Here is a 17,318-nt window from a genome sequence, read left to right as displayed (position 1 = left end):
AGACGACTGTCCGATTCTTTATTAGGAGGAAACGTTATGAAAGTATTAGTAGTAGGAAGCGGTGGACGTGAACACGCATTAGCGCGTAAGTTCAGCCAGTCACCATCCGTATCGAAAGTATATGTCGCACCAGGAAATGATGGAATGAAACAAGATGCAGAAATCGTTCCAATCGACGCGTTAAACTTCGAAGTGTTAGCGCAATTTGCGAAAGATCAAGAAGTCGATTTAACATTCGTCGGACCAGAACAACCGCTTGCCGAAGGAATTGTCGACTATTTCGAAAATGTCGGACTCGTCGCATTCGGTCCTTCGAAAAAAGCAGCACAAATTGAAGGAAGTAAATCATTCGCGAAAGAAATTATGACGAAATACAACATCCCAACAGCAGGCTATGAAACATTTACTGAAGTAGCTCCAGCTGTCGCATACATTCGCGAGATGGGCGCACCGATTGTCGTCAAAGCGGACGGTCTTGCAGCAGGAAAAGGCGTCATCGTAGCGGAAACGGAAGAACAGGCGATTGAAGCGGTAGAAGACATGATCGGCAATCAAATGTTTGGTGACTCTTCATCGAAAGTCGTCATCGAACAATTTTTAGCTGGTGAAGAGTTTTCTTACATGTCATTCGTCCATAAAGGACAAATTTATCCGATGGTTATCGCACAAGACCATAAACGTGCTTATGACGGAGATACAGGACCGAATACGGGCGGTATGGGTTCATACTCTCCTGTCCCACAAATTTCGGATGATGTCGTTCAACGTGCGTATGATGAAGTTGTCGTGCCGACCGTGAAAGCGATGGAAGCAGAAGGTGCTCCATTTACAGGTATTTTATATGCGGGACTTATTTTAACAGAGGACGGTCCGAAAGTGATTGAATTTAACGCGCGCTTCGGAGATCCAGAAACACAAGTCGTATTACCACGTATGGAATCAGACTTCGGTGAGTTTATGCAAGCATTGATGAACGAAGAACCGTACGATTTACGCTGGACAGATGAAGCAGTATTAGGTGTAGTCGTTGCAGCGGAAGGGTATCCTGGTGATGTAGAAAAAGGAAATCCACTTCCAGATTTAACAGCAGCAATTGAATCGAATGTAGAGGTTTATTATGCAGGAGCACAGGAAAAAGACGGCGTGCTCGTCGGAAATGGCGGACGTGTACTCCTCTTAAACGGCCGAGGAAAAGACTTAAAAGAAGCGCAACAACATGTCTATGATGAAATTGTGAAATACAATTGGGACAATTTCTTCTATCGAAAAGACATCGGTTGGCGTACTTTTGATAAATAATATGAAACAACCATCATTTTTAATAACAATATGATGGTTGTTTTTTTATTTACGTTAAGTCTTTTGTACTTAAAATGATTCTAATTAACTATTATAATTGTTAACTTTTATGCTAACAAGTTGATATAATAGAATGGAGTAGATTTGTTATGTGCAAATCGTAAGAGAGAGAAAAGTCATAGAGGGGAAAATGAAAATTAGATTAAGAGAGAGGGAAAAAAATGTTGTTCGGTAACCGAATGAAGAAAAAAAGTATGTTGGCAGATGTTGAAAAACAAAGAGTAGTGTTTGAAGCATCTGACCCAGACTTGATGGAAAAAATGAAGTTAATCTCATTTACAGCGCATGATTTAAAAGTGTTGAAAACCCTTTATCCAATAGTAGAAAAGAATATGCATACATTGGTTAAAAAGTTTTATGATACAATCATGCTAGTTCCAGAACTAGAGCTTATGATACAGAAATATAGCTCAGTCGACAGATTAAAAGGTGTGCTATTTCCACACTTACTCGAGTTGTTTTCAGGTGTGATAGATGAACAGTTTGTTCAAAAACGTTTAACAGTAGCGCATGTACATTATAAAATCGGACTGAAACCTGCTTGGTATTTAGCGGCATTTCAAGGATTACAGCGTTCATTGTTAGATATCGTCTGCGAAAACGTGGAAGACCCAAATGAATGGATGGATTTCATTCGACCTATTACACGTATTTTAAGCTTAGAACAACAACTAGTATTAGAGGCTTATGAGACAGAAACGAAAAAAGGGATGCAAGAGAGCTTCGTAGAAGGACAGGCAGAAATTCAGAAAAGAGTTATTTCGGTAAGTGATCAACTCGTAGGATCGTCGCAAGAGGCAAATGCTTTGATTGAAACATTAGTGCACAGTAGTGAAGCGGTGTATTCAATCTCTACTAAAGGCCATGAGCAAGCAGAAGAGACGAAAGAAATTGGTGAAGTCGGGCAACAAACTTTAGCAACTTTACTTGAAAAAGTAGAGATGATTGCTAAAAATATAGAAGGTATGAATAAAATTGTACAAAATGTTGAAAACTCTTCCAATCAAATTACAGGTGTTGTAAAAATCGTAGAAGAAATTGCTGAACAGACAAATTTACTCGCTTTGAACTCAGCGATTGAAGCAGCGAGAGCTGGAGAGCACGGAAGAGGCTTTGCTGTAGTAGCTGATGAAGTACGCAATTTAGCTGACCAAACGAAAAGTTCGATTTCCACAATTAATGGACTTGTTCAAACGTCCAATCAATATACGAAAGAGTTAATTCAATCCCTCGTAATTGTAACGGATGAAGTGAGAGAGAGTAGTGAGACATCTCGAAAAACATACGATGATTTTGAATTGATTATCCAAGCAATGAATCATAATTTAGAGACGAACTACCACTAGTGTCGCATAAATTTTAACAGGATTTTCTGTTTTCTTATTTTTCCGTTTGAGAAGAAAAACGAAGACACTGGAACAGAGGTAGTAAACATCCATTTTTTTACTATAACCTTTGACGAGTGCGACAGAAACAAGAAACCCTTTATGGGACCGCTTTTCCAGCGATTTTTCGTTGTCATAAATGAGCGGATTTCCAAGGTGCTGCTTTCAATAAGCGGCTAATTTGTAAGTACGTTCTTGAACTATTCGTGTTCAACTGCGCTAGCACATGCAGGCAATAAACAATCATTGCGATGTACACTTGATTATGTACGCCTTGTTCGCTCTGTGTGTAGAATTTTTTGATATTCAAGTGCTGCTTCAGCCATTTGAAAAACAACTCAATTGCCCAGCGTGATTTGTACAGTTCGGCGATCTCATCAGCGCTTAAGTCAAAGCGATTCGTAATCAGATGCAATTCATTTCCTTTTGAATCCACCACTTTTAGTAAACGAAACTCATTGCCCGCCAGACTTTGTGCCGTGCCTAAAGAAATCATTTCATCCGATAAAACGGAGGATTCTTTTGGGAGATGGAATGTTTCGATGGAATGCGTGACAGCGTTTTTTCGCAAGCGTGAGACGAAGAAATATCCTTCGTCCGTCATGCGATCAAATCGCTCGTAATCCAAGTAACCACGGTCAAACACATACATGCATTCTTTGTCGTCAACAAGTACTTCAAGCTGGCCACGATCGTGTTCTTTTGCATTCGTCAGCACGGCTTTATCTGGATATGAACAGCCTTTTTCTAAGAAAACAAGGCGCAAATGAAGCTTAATGCCTGATTTTGTTTTGCGGAATTCAGCCCACTTGTGATTGTTTAAGTTGAGTGGCAACGTACTCGAATCAATAATTTTCAATGGTGTTGTCGTTTTTCGGTGCTGCTTATATTGCGATTTCTCATGGATTTGGGCAACTAAATCGAGAAAGAGCTCCTGAAACACTTCTGTTGGAATTTGATTCAATCGGCGTCCTAGTTGAGAAAAGCTAATCGATTCTAAATCCGTTGCTTTTTGAAGATCGTCAGAAAACAAAGTCTCACTAACTGCACGCAGACTTTCGATTTCGTTGAGCTGCGCGAATATAAATAATTTCAAGAATGAAGCGATATGTAGCTTCTTTAGTATAGTAATTTAATTGATAGGCTTCCACCAATTCCTCAAGTTTTCTTGAGGAATTGGTGAAAACCATTGTTTAAATGATGTTTTTCGTGTAAGCTTATCTATGCTTATGTCATTTATTTTGGATTTGGATGGTTTACTACCGCCCAACCATTATAAAGGATTTTTTTACTTGAATTATATTACAGAAAATTCTGTTTATTCAAAGGTGTTAAGTTATTTTAATGCGACGCTAGTGTAATATTTTTATTGAACTTTTATGAATATTCCATTAACATTATGGCAATAGTGTTAATTTTGTTAATGTAAGCGTTTTATTCATAGTAAAATGTCTACTAAATAACTCACTATTCATGAACGATCACATAATTGAATATCAACAAGGAGGAAGTTCACATGAAGATTCAAGCATATGTAGCTGAAGATGCAAAAGTAGCATTAAAAGAAGTTGAATTAAAAGAAATTGGTGCAGATGAAATTTTAATAAGAGTTGTTGGAACTGGGCTTTGCCATACCGATCTTGGTGTCTTACATTCTGCAATCCCAACACCGATGCCAATCGTATTAGGTCATGAAGGGGCAGGAATTGTAGAGCGAGTAGGTAGTGCTGTCACTGAGTTTGAAGTAGGCGATCATGTGGTGGCATCATTTAACTACTGTGGTAAGTGTGCGAACTGTTTACAAGGTGTGCCAAGCGCCTGTGAAAATTTCTTCCAAGACAATTTTGGTGTATCGATGGAAGAAACAAATTCGAAAATTGTTGATGGGGATAAAAAAGTAGCTAATCTTTTTGGTCAATCTTCACTTGCAACATATTTCGTATCAAATGTTCGAAATACTGTGAAAATTGAAGACAAAGAAATTGATTTAGCATTGCTTGGTCCATTAGCGTGTGGTATTCAAACAGGGGCAGGAACAGTTTTAAATAAATTAAGACCAAAAGTAAGTGAATCGATTGTTGTTTTCGGATGTGGTTCAGTTGGTTTAAGTGCGATTATGGGGGCAAAACTAGCAAACTGTCAAACAATCATAGCAGTTGATTTGCATGATGAACGATTAGAACTTGCGAAGGAGCTAGGGGCCACTCATGTCATCAATGGGGGCAAAGAAGACGCAGTAAAAGTCGTTCAAGAAATTACAAACGGGGGAGCACATTATTCGATTGAATCTTCCGGAGCAGCACCGGTTGTCTTACAAGCGATTCGTTCTGTAAGAGCACTCGGAACAATTGCAGTTGTTGGTGCATCTGGCAATTTAGAATTCCATATTCATGATGAGTTAGTTCCGATGAATAAAACACTTGTCGGCGTTGTTGAAGGACAAGCCATTCCGAAACAATTTATTCCTGAACTTATTTCATATTATAAAGACGGAAAATTACCGTTTGATAAATTAATCAAAACATATGAAATGACAGAACTTGAACAAGCCATTCAAGATATGGAATCAGGTAAAACAATTAAACCAGTCATATTATTTAATTAGTAAAATGTGACTTTTAATATAACAAAGGAGTGTATTTACATGGGTAACACGTTACAAAAATACAAGGTGGAGCAATTTTTACAGTTAAACAAAAGTTATATTAACGGCAAGTGGATTGATGGACAAGGAAGTAAAGTCGTTTCTATTTTAAATCCATATAACGACGAAGTTTTAACAGAAGTAAAAATCGCTTCGAAACAACAAGTTGAAGAAGCGTATCAATATGCTGAAGAAGCGCATTTAGAATGGGGGAAAAATGCGCAACTTAGAAAAGAAGTTTTCCAAAAGGCTGCACAGTTTTTTGAAAATCATAAAGAAGAAATTTTACATTTACTTGCGATTGAAACGGGAAGTGCTCCGTTTAAAGCACAGTTAGAATATAATATTACACTAGGTATCTTCCAAGCATATGGAAGTGTGATCGACAAAGCGTATGAAAAATGGAGTCCAGAACAAGAGTTTATGCCAGGGAAAGTAAATGAAATTCATCGCTTACCTTTAGGTGTTATTTCATCGATTGCACCATTTAACTTCCCGCTTTACTTATCACTACGAGGCATTTTATCGGCATTAGCATTAGGTAATGCTGTCGTTCATAAAGCAGATATTCAAACGGGAATTATTTCAGGATCTTTAATTGCAAAAGCATTTGAAGAAGCGGGTATTCCAAAAGGAGTATTTGCATCAGTACTCACAACGCCAGATGAAATCGGTGACTTAATGTTAGAAGATCCGCGCGTAAAACTGATCGCATTTACAGGTTCTACTCCAGTTGGGCGCCACATTTCAACAGTTGCAGGAAAGAACTTTAAACGTACTGCATTAGAACTTGGCGGAAACGGGCCGTTTATTCTGTTAGAAGATGGAGACGTTGACCAAGCTGTAGATGCGGCAATTTTCGGGAAGTTCCTACATCAAGGACAAATTTGTATGATTATTAACCGCTTTATTATTCACGAAAAACATTACGATGAATTCACAACAAAATTCGTCGAGCGTGCTCAACAATTACCTTATGGTGATCCGTTAAATCCAAATACCGTGGTTGGTCCACTTATTAATAAAACACAGTTAGAAAAAGCGGTGAACAATGTAGAAAAAGCAAAAAATGCAGGATTCGATGTTTTACTTGAAGGTAATGTTGAAGGTAATGTCATGACACCATACGTATTTGGAAATGTTGATCATACTAGTGAGCTTGCTCAAACTGAATTATTTGCACCAATCGCACTAATGGTAAAAGCATCAACGGATGAAGAAGCAATTGCACTTGCGAACGATACGAACTTCGGTTTAAGTTCTGCCATCTTTACAAACGATATTGAAAAAGCACGTGACTATGCGGTAGGTCTTGAATTTGGTATGACGCATATAAACGATCAAACAGTAAATGATTTACCGAACTTACCATTTGGGGGAATGCGTAACTCAGGTGTCGGACGCTTCGGAGTACCATTTGTGATCGATGAATTCACACAATTCAAATGGATTTCAATTCAAGAAGAAAAACGAGTGTATCCGTTTTAATTAATATCGTAATATAACGTAAAAGGGCCTTCTCATAATGAGAGGTCCTTTTCAAATTTAGTAGAGAAGATTGTAGAGTGACCTCGAATCTAATTATTTGTTATACTATATAAGTTGAACTTTAGAATCTAACACAAAGCCGGTCAATGACACCCTGCTTATTCTGGTTCTAGTGGCTGACAAATTGACGAACAGCGAGCTTGATTTGTGGTGTACTTGAGAAAAAGACATTATTAATTACACTATCTTTCAACCATTTCCATAAGCCTTCAATTAAATTTAATTGTGGGCTGTATGGGGGTAAAAAGACAAGTTGAAGTCGATCTTTATGCGCCTCTAGAAATGGTTGGATTAATTTTGCACGATGAATCCGGGCATTGTCTAACACCATCGCAATTTTTCCGTGTGGGTAATGTGCAAGCACTTTTTGTAAAAAAATGAGGAATACTTCCGCATCGTATTTTTCTTCCTCGATGCAGAAAATTTCACCTGTTTCGTAATTCAATGTGCCGATTAATTTAACGCCTTGATGCTTACCGTACGTAGGGATTTGACGTTGCTGACCTTTCGGAAACCACGTCTTTTGAATCGCTTGATAATCTCGAATCATGGACTCATCTTGAAATAAAATGTGATCGATTTCTTCATAAACGAGCTTTTTTTAAAGTAGGAAATGTTTCTTCTTTGAATGTCTTCTGTTTTTCAAGGTCTGCTTTTGCCAACGTATATGTAGGGCGTGTATGGCTGAATCCCATGCGTTCCAACAGTTTGGACATACCACGTAATGAATAAGAAACGTCCCACTCACGTTCCGTTAACGATACAAGCAATGCCAACGTCCAATTCGTATACGGTTCAAATCCTACATCAGCAGGTGTTTTCGTCGCAATGATTTCAGCCAGTTCTGCGCGCTGTTCAGCTATTAAATGAGGTGGTTTACCCGTGGAAATGCCCATACGTAAGCCGGTAATTCCCCCTTTTTTATACGCTTTAATGTACCACCAACAGTTGCTCGATTCCGTTGAATAATGTCTGCAATTTCGATGTTGTTTTTACCATCAAAATGTAAAAATACAGCTTGGTAACGCTCAAATAGTCGCTTATCTTTTGTTTGTCGCATAGCTAATCGAAGTTCTTCTATTTGTTCATTGCGAGTCATGTTGGATCATCCTTTCAAAAATAGGTTAGTATCCTTTACCCGTTTTGAAAGAGTTAGAAACTTTAATTCAATTTATAGAGAAGAATATTCAAAAGAACTAAACCAAGTCATCCATAACAACAAACCCGAAAAAGTAAGAAAACATCGTGGGACATAATAAAATTCCAAAATATAAAATGGTTAGAAGTTGATTGTAAATATTTATGATATTCCAAAATTGATTGGAGTGGAAGGCGTGAAGACTCCTGCGGGGTCTCGTGCCGTGCCCGCGGAAAGCGTAGCGCCTGCAACGGAAATCAATTTTCTTAGAAGTCAAAATCCCACTATTTTGTATGTACACAAAATAGTGGGATTTTCCTTTTTGGACAGCACCTTCTAATTTTTAGTTAGACCTTTAACTTTTCATCAGTATTTTTTTGTTTATGCTGTTTCCGCCGAAGTCAATTTTACTTTATGGCGTGCTTTTGTGGATATTAATATGATACATATACAACTTGCTGCTACTAATCCACCATCTAATAATAGAGGCGCACTCCAGCTTTCTGTTTTATCACGCAAGATTCCTGAAATAACCGGTGAAAGTAATGCTCCGAATTCTGCGATTAAATTCCATAAACCGAAGGCAGATCCACGGTGTTCTACCGGCGCTAAATCTGAAATAAATGCGTGTTGAATCGACTGAACCGCAAAGAATAATGTACCTGAAATAAATAGAATCGTAGACATCACGACTAAACTCGTTGCTCCACTCATTAAGTAGAATGCAAAGATGAAAACAGACGCTGCAAACGCAACCGTTAAAATAAATAAAATATTACGTCGGCCGTTTTCTAAGTGAGCCACTCTATCGGATATGTATCCTCCTAATGGGAAACCAATCAGTCCTGCAATCGCATTAAACGAAGCAACTAATGCTGCAGTAACGAGCGTTCCACCACCAAAGTCTTGTACGATCGATACAGACCAGAAACTATAGAACCATAAATGCCACATAATCGGAATGGCGGACAAATACAGTAAAAACAAATTACGATTTTTTAATACCGGACGTACTTCTCTTTTCGTTTTATAAATGTAAATAACAAACGCTACGGCTAATACCGTAAAGATCGCTGCCATTAACCCTTCCGACAATCCTAAATAATCCGTTGCAATATACACACCCATAATGATGACTAAAAATACGAAAGAGTATGCCCCAAGACCCTTTACGGAATTTTTAAATCCATCAGGTTTCGCTTTTGCATCCGCAGATTTCGGAATCGCTTTCGCCATAATAATTGAAACGATAATTGTTGAAACCCCAAGAATCAAGAACGGTGATTTCCATGCATTATTCCCCATAAGTGGAACAGACCATTCAATGATATAAATCGTTCCTACTAAACCGAGTGTTAATCCGACCGATAAACCACCCATTACAATCCCCATGCCAAGTCCCAGCTTTTTAGGCGGCGTTACTTGAGCAATGAGTGACCGGTCATTGGAGTAAAATGCCCCTTCTCCCAGACCTGTTAACACACGTAATGCGACGAACACGAATAAACCTTCTACTAACCCTGTAAATAAAGTCGTAATACCTGCCCATAAAATACTTAAAATGACCATATTCCGATGACCGTATTTGTCACCAAAATATCCCCCTGGAAATTGCGTTAACATATACCCAGCAAAGAACAAACTCCCTAATAAACCACCAAGTGCATAAGGATTCGATGCATCTGCTAAAAAGGCTACATCATTGGCAATCATCCAAGAAATAACTGGACCTGTAATTGTTCGATCAAAATAAGCAAAAACCCAACCGACGAATAACATTCCCCATATTCGTTTGTACGGCTGTTCTGCAGTAGTTGTATTATTCATTTCCTTCCCCCCTGTGACAAAAGGTGAAAGGAAGGAAGGAAGGGGAGAACCTTCCTTCCTTTCACGTATAAATAACCCTTAGTGCTTCAATCTTAGTACTTTGTTGATAATTGTGGTGGACCTGAACGAGGACCGAATGGACCTTCATCTAGCCATTTTCCGAGAGCTGGAATATGTGGTGCTAAAAACGCTGCCATTTCTCGTTTTAATTTAATATCTTCATTCGTTCCTTGAATATGTTCAAGTGCTAAGTTCGAACATTCACGGTTCCATAAACCAGCTGCTAAACGCTCATCTGCTGCAGCTTGGATTGCCGCACGACGTTCTTCTGGATTTGATTCTGCTTGTAATGCTTTTGCGATTCCATCAACAGCGACTGTTGCATCAGGAACACCTGAGTTTAAACCACGTGCGCCAAATGGAGCAAATAAGTGTGCTGACTCTCCTGCAAGAATGACACGGTTGTTTTCATCTGTGTATTTATCAGCAACGACTTGATAGAATGTGTATGTTGAAATCCAAGTGATGCGATCTGCATATTTCGGATCCATTACTTTTGGTAACCACTCACGAACTCCTTCTTCTGAACCGTACCACTCGCGGTCATCTTCATCGAATAATTGAAGGTCAATACGCCATCCGCCAGCAAATGGTACGTGCATGACGTTACGTCCTCCAACACTTGGGTGTTCATAGTGGAAAATACGCTCGATTGGTAGTGGATTTTCTTCATCTTCTTCAACGTCCACAACGATGAATGCATCTGATTTACGTGGACCTTCGAATTTAATGTCTACTGATTGACGAACAACTGAACGTGCCCCATCTGCACCAATGACATATTTTGCAGACCATGAACCGTTTTCTGTTTCAACCGTCACGCCTTCTTCAGACGTTACAACGTTTGTCACAGGCTCTCCCCAAACAAATTCGATCCCTGCTTCTACACAACGACGATACATTGCTTTTTCAATTTCATGCTGATGTAAGCTTGAAAATGCAGGAATTGTATTTGGAGCTGGTGGTTCATATACGCGCTTATACACTTCGTCACCTTTATAAAGTGAGCGTTTTACTGGCCATACAACGCCGATATCTGCTAGTTCCATGCCAAGCCCTGGAGAAACTCCTTCAAGTAATTCTAATGTTGCTTTATGAATATAAATCGCACGGCTCCCCGCACGCTCACGCCCTAGCTCTTCTGCTTCTATAATTGTTGCTTTAATTCCTTTGCTATGTAGCGCTAATGCTGCTGTCATTCCTACTGGACCAGCACCAATTACTAATACTTCTCTTTGGTTTGTCATACTAATTACCTCCAATTAAATATTGTTCCATTTTCTTTTTTACATCTTCTGGGATTGGCTGTGCTTTTGGTTTTCCACTTTCAAGAGAAACCCATGCACGTACTTCATACCCTTCAGCTAAGACCGTCTCACCATCTTTAAAATGATGAATGAGCTTAAACACTTTTTCTCGAATCATTTCAACCTTTGTCGTTAAAACGATTTCTCGGTTAAACAATCCTGGAGACTTAAAAACACAATTTGCCTCCACTAACGGTGTAGCTAGTTTTTTAGACATTAGTTGATCTGTCGGGTAACCGAGGCTCTGAAAAAACTCATGGGTCGCCTCATCCATCCACCGATAAAAGTTCGGATAATACACGATTCCCGCTGCGTCCGTATCTCCAAAACGGATTTTAAAGCGATATTCCACTATGTATTTCCCCCCTTTCTTGCTGCTAACTAAATCTCTCGTTGATCGAGGACACGTTTTGCCTTCATTTCAAAACGAGGCAATGTATTTTCTTCCACTCGTTCTACCTCAATTCGTAAACCTACTCGTTCACGTAATAGTTTTGCAAGTGGTTTAACAACACTTTCAGGACCTTCAATTTGTAATTTCACTTGATGTAATTCATCTTCTGTATAATAAACGATACGGAATTCTTTCACTTCACTAAATTCACGCACAATCGCTTCGAGTGATGTTGGATAAATGTTAATGCCACGAATGGAAACCATATCATCTGTACGGCCAACGATCCCGCCAGGTAGGAAATGATTTGTGTTACCACATGCACAATTTTCTGTCTGATAAATAACTGCATCTCCTGTACGATAGCGAATCATTGGATAGCCGTAGCGTCCTAAGTTTGTTAGTACTAATTCCCCTTGTTCACCCGGTTTCACATGTTCTAACGTATCTGGATCGATAATTTCCACGATAAATTCACTTTCATTTACGTGCATTCCCTTTCGTTCACTACAAGAGTAGCCGTATGCACCCATCTCAGTCATTCCGATATGGTCGTAAAGTTTAGCGCCCCATAGATTTTCAATTTGTGAACGAGTCGATGGAACAGACCCACCTGGCTCACCAGCTGTAATAATTGTACGAATGCTTGAGTTTTTAATATCTAGTCCCATATTTGCTGCTACTTCCGCAAGACGCAGTGCGTAACTCGGTGTACATAATAGAACAGTTGCATTATTGTCCAACATGCTCTGTAATCGTTGTTCAGATGACATCGTTCCCCCAGGCATTGCAAGTGCCCCTAATTTTCGCACCCCTTCATGCGCAGCCCAGAATCCAATGAATGGTCCAAATGAGAAAGCGAAGTAACAGCTATCCGCTTTTGTCACTCCTGAATTTTTCAGTATTTCAGTCCAACAACGTGCCCACCAATCCCAACTTTGTTCTGTATCTAATACTTTTAGCGGACGACCCGTCGTACCAGATGTTTGATGGTATCGAATGTAACTTTCTTGTGGGTACGAGTGATTACGACCTAGTGGAGCATAGTCAATTTGATCTTGTGCTAGTTCCTTCTTTGTCGTAAATGGAAGACGTCTTAAATCTTCTAAATCCTTAATTGGTAAATGGACATCTTTAAATTTCTCTTTATAGAACTCATTAAAATTTGATGTGAAAACTAATAGCTCATTTAAGCGTTGATAGCGATATTTTTTTATATCTACTTCTGTTTCATATATTTGATGAACTGTCATAGTTGCCCTCCTATACAATAACTTTCTATCTTTTAGAAAATTATTAATTTTTAGTATATAAAGTATGTTAAAGTGAATTATAGAATTTGAAAAGGTTTACATTCTGCTATGTGGAACAAATTCATATATTTTTCACTTTTTATCATTTATTTTGATTTTCTATTTTTTTCTTTTTATTAACCTTTTACAATATTGCTATATTAATATAATTCTGAAAGGAGTAGAACTGTACTATGACACGTACAAAAAAGAGTTCTTTGACAAATGCTTTGCATATTTTAAAGAGCTTTACAGTCGATGATACTGAGTTATCACTCGGTGAGATCGCTGAACAAGTAGCTGTTTCAAAAAGCACTGCATGTCGCTTAGTCCAAACGTTAGAAAGTGAAGGGTTTATTATTCAAAATACCCGTTCGAATACGTACACACTCGGAACATCAATTTTATCGCTTTCAAACACGATGCTCGATCAATTTTATCGACTAAAAGAAATGACTGTTTTTTTAAAACAATTAACATTAGCAACAGGTGAATCTTCACACATAGCTGTTTTAAAAGGAAATGAAGTTTTATATTTAAAAAAGGAAGATAGCCAATACAGTGTGCAGTTGCGGTCGCACATCGGAAAATGGAACCCTGCTCACTGTACAGCTTCAGGTCTTGCTCTATTAAGTGCACTGAAAGAACAGGAGTTAGTGAAGCTATATAAGGAAGGTTTTGAACAACCTACCCCCTTTTCCATTTCTTCGATTCGTCAATTAACTGAACGATTACAAGAAAGTAAAAAACAAGGGTACTTTATGAGTGAAGGAGAAATGGTAGAAAATGTTCTTGCCATTGGGGCACCGATTTTTAACGAATACGGTGAGATTATTGCTTCTATTAGTGTGGCAGGGTTACGCCAGCGGATGCGACCTCAACTAAAAAATGTCATTCGTCAAGTGACTCAAACGAGTGATGAACTTTCTCATTTCATTAAACAAAGGAGGGAGTGATTCAATTATGAAACATGCATTAGATGAGAAATACTTTGTACAATCTGTTAAAAATGCTCTAAGGGTGTTGAAATTATTTACGCCAAAAACACCACAGCTTTCCGTAACGGATATTTCCAAAACATTAAACTTACCGAAGTCGACCACTCATCGTTTAATCAAGGAACTCGTCGTAGAAGGCTTTTTAAGGCAGGATGAGAAAAACGCTAAATATATGCTCGGTTTCTCCATCTTAGGGTTAGGGGGAGTTGTTCGAAGTCATAAAGAAATTTATTTGGAAGCCCAACCACTTTTAGCACAGTTAGTCGATCGTTTTCAACTGCCTGTCCATATTTGTGTCATGGAACAACGAAATATCGTCTATTTAATGAGGGAAATGGGGGAAATTCCTATGAAACTCATTACTAAAACAGGTCGTCGCAATGATTTGCATTGTACAGCGGAAGGATTGGCCATTCTTGCGTTTAAAAGTAAACCGGTGATTGAAAGTGTTCTAATGCAACCGTTAAAAAAATATACACAGTATACACTGACAGATGCAGATGCACTAAAGGAAGAAATTTTAAACGTCCATTACAAGCAATTTGCCATTACAAAAAACACATACGCCATTGGTTATTCCAGCTACGCAGCCCCGATCCAAGATTATACGGGAGAAGTTGTTTCCTCACTCGCGATCATTGCTAAAAATAACTATTTTCAATTACATGAGGAAGAAGACATAATAGAAGCAATGAAAGAAACCGCCAAAGAAATTTCAGAACTCCTCGGTTATTATGAGTAGTTTTTGGGGAATGGACATTTGTTTTCTGTAGAAAAAGCGACCTAAGCCTCCGACATTTGTGGAATCTTAGGTCGCTTAGAATAATCCAAAACATCTCACTAGCGTCGCATTAAAATGACTTAACACCTTTGAATAAACAGAGTTTTCTGTAATATAATTCAAGTAAAAAAATCCTTTATAATGGTTGGGCGGTAGTAAACCATCCAAATCCAAAATAAAGGACATAAGCATGGATAAGCTTACACGAAAAACATCATTTAAACAATGGTTTTCACCAATTCCTCAAGAAAACTTGAGGAATTGGTGGAAGCCTAAATTACTATACAAAGAAGCTACATATCGCTTCATTCTTGAAATTATTTATATTCGCGCAGCTCAACGAAATCGAAAGTCTGCGTGCAGTTAGTGAGACCTTGTTTTCTGACGATCTTCAAAAAGCAACGGATTTAGAATCGATTAGCTTTTCTCAACTAGGACGCCGATTGAATCAAATTCCAACAGAAGTGTTTCAGGAGCTCTTTCTCGATTTAGTTGCCCAAATCCATGAAAAATCGCAATATAAGCAGCACCGAAAAACGACAACACCATTGAAAATTATTGATTCGAGTACGTTGCCACTCAACTTAAACAATCACAAGTGGGCTGAATTCCGCAAAACAAAATCAGGCATTAAGCTTCATTTGCGCCTTGTTTTCTTAGAAAAAGGCTGTTCATATCCAGATAAAGCCGTGCTGACGAATGCAAAAGAACACGATCGTGGCCAGCTTGAAGTACTTGTTGACGACAAAGAATGCATGTATGTGTTTGACCGTGGTTACTTGGATTACGAGCGATTTGATCGCATGACGGACGAAGGATATTTCTTCGTCTCACGCTTGCGAAAAAACGCTGTCACGCATTCCATCGAAACATTCTATCTCCCAAAAGAATCCTCCGTTTTATCGGATGAAATGATTTCTTTAGGCACGGCACAAAGTCTGGCGGGCAATGAGTTTCGTTTACTAAAAGTGGTGGATTCAAAAGGAAATGAACTGCATCTGATTACGAATCGCTTTGACTTAAGCGCTGATGAGATCGCCGAACTGTACAAATCACGCTGGGCAATTGAGTTGTTTTTCAAATGGCTGAAGCAGCACTTGAATATCAAAAAATTCTACACACAGAGCGAACAAGGCGTACATAATCAAGTGTACATCGCAATGATTGTTTATTGCCTGCATGTGCTAGCGCAGTTGAACACGAATAGTTCAAGAACGTACTTACAAATTAGCCGCTTATTGAAAGCAGCACCTTGGAAATCCGCTCATTTATGACAACGAAAAATCGCTGGAAAAGCGGTCCCATAAAGGGTTTCTTGTTTCTGTCGCACTCGTCAAAGGTTATAGTAAAAAAATGGATGTTTACTACCTCTGTTCCAGTGTCTTCGTTTTTCTTCTCAAACGGAAAAATAAGAAAACAGAAAATTCTGTTAAAATTTATGCGACACTAGTGAAATCTTTTTAAACAGTTTTATTATCGATGGACAAGAATTTTATTCTAGCGGAAGCATCGGCTTAAGTTTTTATCCAGACCATGCAAAAACGACAGAGGATCTGTTAGATAAAGCGAGCATTGCGGTTTCCAAAGCGAAAGAACAAGCAGGCGTCAACTGTACGATTTATAATGAATCGATGGATAAAGATCAGTTAGAAACATTGATCATTGAACGCAAATTACGTACTGCATTGGAAGATGGAACATTGCAATTGCATTATCAACCAAAAGTAGATGCCCAGACTCAACAAGTCGTCGGGATGGAAGCACTCACACGTTGGATTGATGATGAATTGGGATTTATTTCACCAGGTAAATTTATACCAATTGCGGAAGAGCGGGGACTTATTAATGATATTGGAGAATGGTCGTTACGCACAGCTTGTTATCAAGTGAAAGAATGGAATGAACGTTTCGGTACGGGCTATAAAGTGGCGGTCAACATCTCGCCTACGCATTTCATTCAACCTAACTTTTTAAGCAATGTAAAACAAACGATTAAAGAGACAGGGGTAAACCCTAAGTTTATCGAGTTAGAAATTACGGAAGAAAGCATGATGGAGTCGACAGAGCATACGATTAAAGTATTGTCTACATTGAGAGAATATGGCATCACTTTAGCAATCGATGATTTTGGAACAGGCTATTCATCATTTAGCTTTTTGAAACAATTCCCTGTCGACTCTTTAAAAATTGATCAGTCGTTTGTGAGGGACTTATCGACAGATAATGATAGCTCAGCAATTATCGCCGTGATGATACAACTCGGTCATGCGCTCGGCTTAGAAGTTGTAGTCGAAGGTGTAGAAAAAGAATCAGAATTAATCATATTAAAAAAATTAGAAGCAGATATTATTCAAGGGTATTATTTCAGCAAGCCTATCTCTACGAAAGAATTTACAGAGAAGCTTGAATATATTCATCGTTAATTGAAAAATTCATCACTTTAAGCGAGTAACATATGCTTAAGGTGATGAATTTTTTGTCGTTTCGTACTATTAATAAACTAATAGCTACAGTAGCTATGCTTGCTAGATTATTTATTTTTGCAAGCCATCTTGACAACCGGTAGACATTTCCCTATCGTTCAA

At 38.5% G+C, this 17,318-nt stretch carries 10 protein-coding genes and 4 pseudogenes; 8 read left to right on the top strand and 6 right to left on the bottom strand.

Annotated features, from left to right (window positions below):
- Positions 1-36: 36 nt before the first annotated feature.
- On the top strand, positions 37-1,299 hold the full coding sequence (purD, locus tag ACFQ0V_RS12450) for a phosphoribosylamine--glycine ligase (RefSeq protein WP_381014127.1): 1,263 nt from the start codon (positions 37-39) through the stop codon (positions 1,297-1,299).
- 317 nt (positions 1,300-1,616) lie between these two features.
- Positions 1,617-2,705: pseudogene (locus ACFQ0V_RS12445) on the top strand (protoglobin domain-containing protein); the annotation flags it as partial.
- A 172-nt stretch (positions 2,706-2,877) separates the two neighbouring features.
- Here ACFQ0V_RS12445 and ACFQ0V_RS12440 read toward each other — a convergent pair.
- Positions 2,878-3,969: pseudogene (locus tag ACFQ0V_RS12440) on the bottom strand (IS4 family transposase).
- 291 nt (positions 3,970-4,260) lie between these two features.
- Between ACFQ0V_RS12440 and ACFQ0V_RS12435 the strand changes: the two are divergent.
- On the top strand, positions 4,261-5,349 hold the full coding sequence (locus ACFQ0V_RS12435; RefSeq protein ID WP_381014124.1) for an NAD(P)-dependent alcohol dehydrogenase: 1,089 nt from the start codon (positions 4,261-4,263) through the stop codon (positions 5,347-5,349).
- A 66-nt stretch (positions 5,350-5,415) separates the two neighbouring features.
- Positions 5,416-6,876, top strand: a complete 1,461-nt coding sequence (locus ACFQ0V_RS12430) for an aldehyde dehydrogenase family protein (RefSeq protein ID WP_381014159.1) — start codon at positions 5,416-5,418, stop codon at positions 6,874-6,876.
- 169 nt (positions 6,877-7,045) lie between these two features.
- On the opposite strand, the pseudogene ACFQ0V_RS12425 reads toward ACFQ0V_RS12430, so the two are convergent.
- From ACFQ0V_RS12425 to ACFQ0V_RS12405, 5 genes and pseudogenes are all read right to left on the bottom strand, one after another.
- Positions 7,046-8,035, bottom strand: a pseudogene (locus ACFQ0V_RS12425) (IS630 family transposase).
- 420 nt (positions 8,036-8,455) lie between these two features.
- Complete coding sequence (locus tag ACFQ0V_RS12420; RefSeq protein ID WP_381014122.1) at positions 8,456-9,901, bottom strand: MFS transporter; 1,446 nt, start codon at positions 9,899-9,901, stop codon at positions 8,456-8,458.
- 92 nt (positions 9,902-9,993) lie between these two features.
- Complete coding sequence (locus tag ACFQ0V_RS12415) at positions 9,994-11,208, bottom strand: FAD-dependent monooxygenase (RefSeq protein ID WP_381014119.1); 1,215 nt, start codon at positions 11,206-11,208, stop codon at positions 9,994-9,996.
- A gap of 1 nt (position 11,209) precedes the next feature.
- Positions 11,210-11,620, bottom strand: a complete 411-nt coding sequence (locus tag ACFQ0V_RS12410) for an acyl-CoA thioesterase (RefSeq protein ID WP_381014116.1) — start codon at positions 11,618-11,620, stop codon at positions 11,210-11,212.
- 29 nt (positions 11,621-11,649) lie between these two features.
- On the bottom strand, positions 11,650-12,915 hold the full coding sequence (locus ACFQ0V_RS12405; protein ID WP_381014114.1) for a phenylacetate--CoA ligase family protein: 1,266 nt from the start codon (positions 12,913-12,915) through the stop codon (positions 11,650-11,652).
- Between the two features lie 233 nt (positions 12,916-13,148).
- Here ACFQ0V_RS12405 and ACFQ0V_RS12400 point away from each other — a divergent pair, with 233 nt between their 5' ends.
- The 4 genes and pseudogenes from ACFQ0V_RS12400 to ACFQ0V_RS12385 all read left to right on the top strand — a co-directional run bounded on the left by ACFQ0V_RS12400 (position 13,149) and on the right by ACFQ0V_RS12385 (position 17,156).
- Positions 13,149-13,910 (top strand): IclR family transcriptional regulator, encoded by a 762-nt coding sequence (locus tag ACFQ0V_RS12400; RefSeq protein ID WP_381014112.1) that lies wholly within the window; start codon positions 13,149-13,151, stop codon positions 13,908-13,910.
- Between the two features lie 7 nt (positions 13,911-13,917).
- Positions 13,918-14,694 (top strand): IclR family transcriptional regulator, encoded by a 777-nt coding sequence (locus ACFQ0V_RS12395; protein ID WP_381014109.1) that lies wholly within the window; start codon positions 13,918-13,920, stop codon positions 14,692-14,694.
- Between the two features lie 229 nt (positions 14,695-14,923).
- A pseudogene (locus tag ACFQ0V_RS12390) lies at positions 14,924-16,007 on the top strand (IS4 family transposase).
- 357 nt (positions 16,008-16,364) lie between these two features.
- Positions 16,365-17,156, top strand: coding sequence for a putative bifunctional diguanylate cyclase/phosphodiesterase (locus tag ACFQ0V_RS12385; protein WP_381014106.1), 792 nt, complete (start codon positions 16,365-16,367; stop codon positions 17,154-17,156).
- Positions 17,157-17,318 lie beyond the last annotated feature (162 nt).

Source organism: Savagea faecisuis (genome assembly GCF_042675605.1).
GTDB lineage: Bacteria > Bacillota > Bacilli > Bacillales_A > Planococcaceae > Savagea > Savagea faecisuis.
The sequence above is the reverse complement of the archived record's forward strand: the minus strand, read 5'-3'. Positions and strand labels throughout refer to the sequence as shown.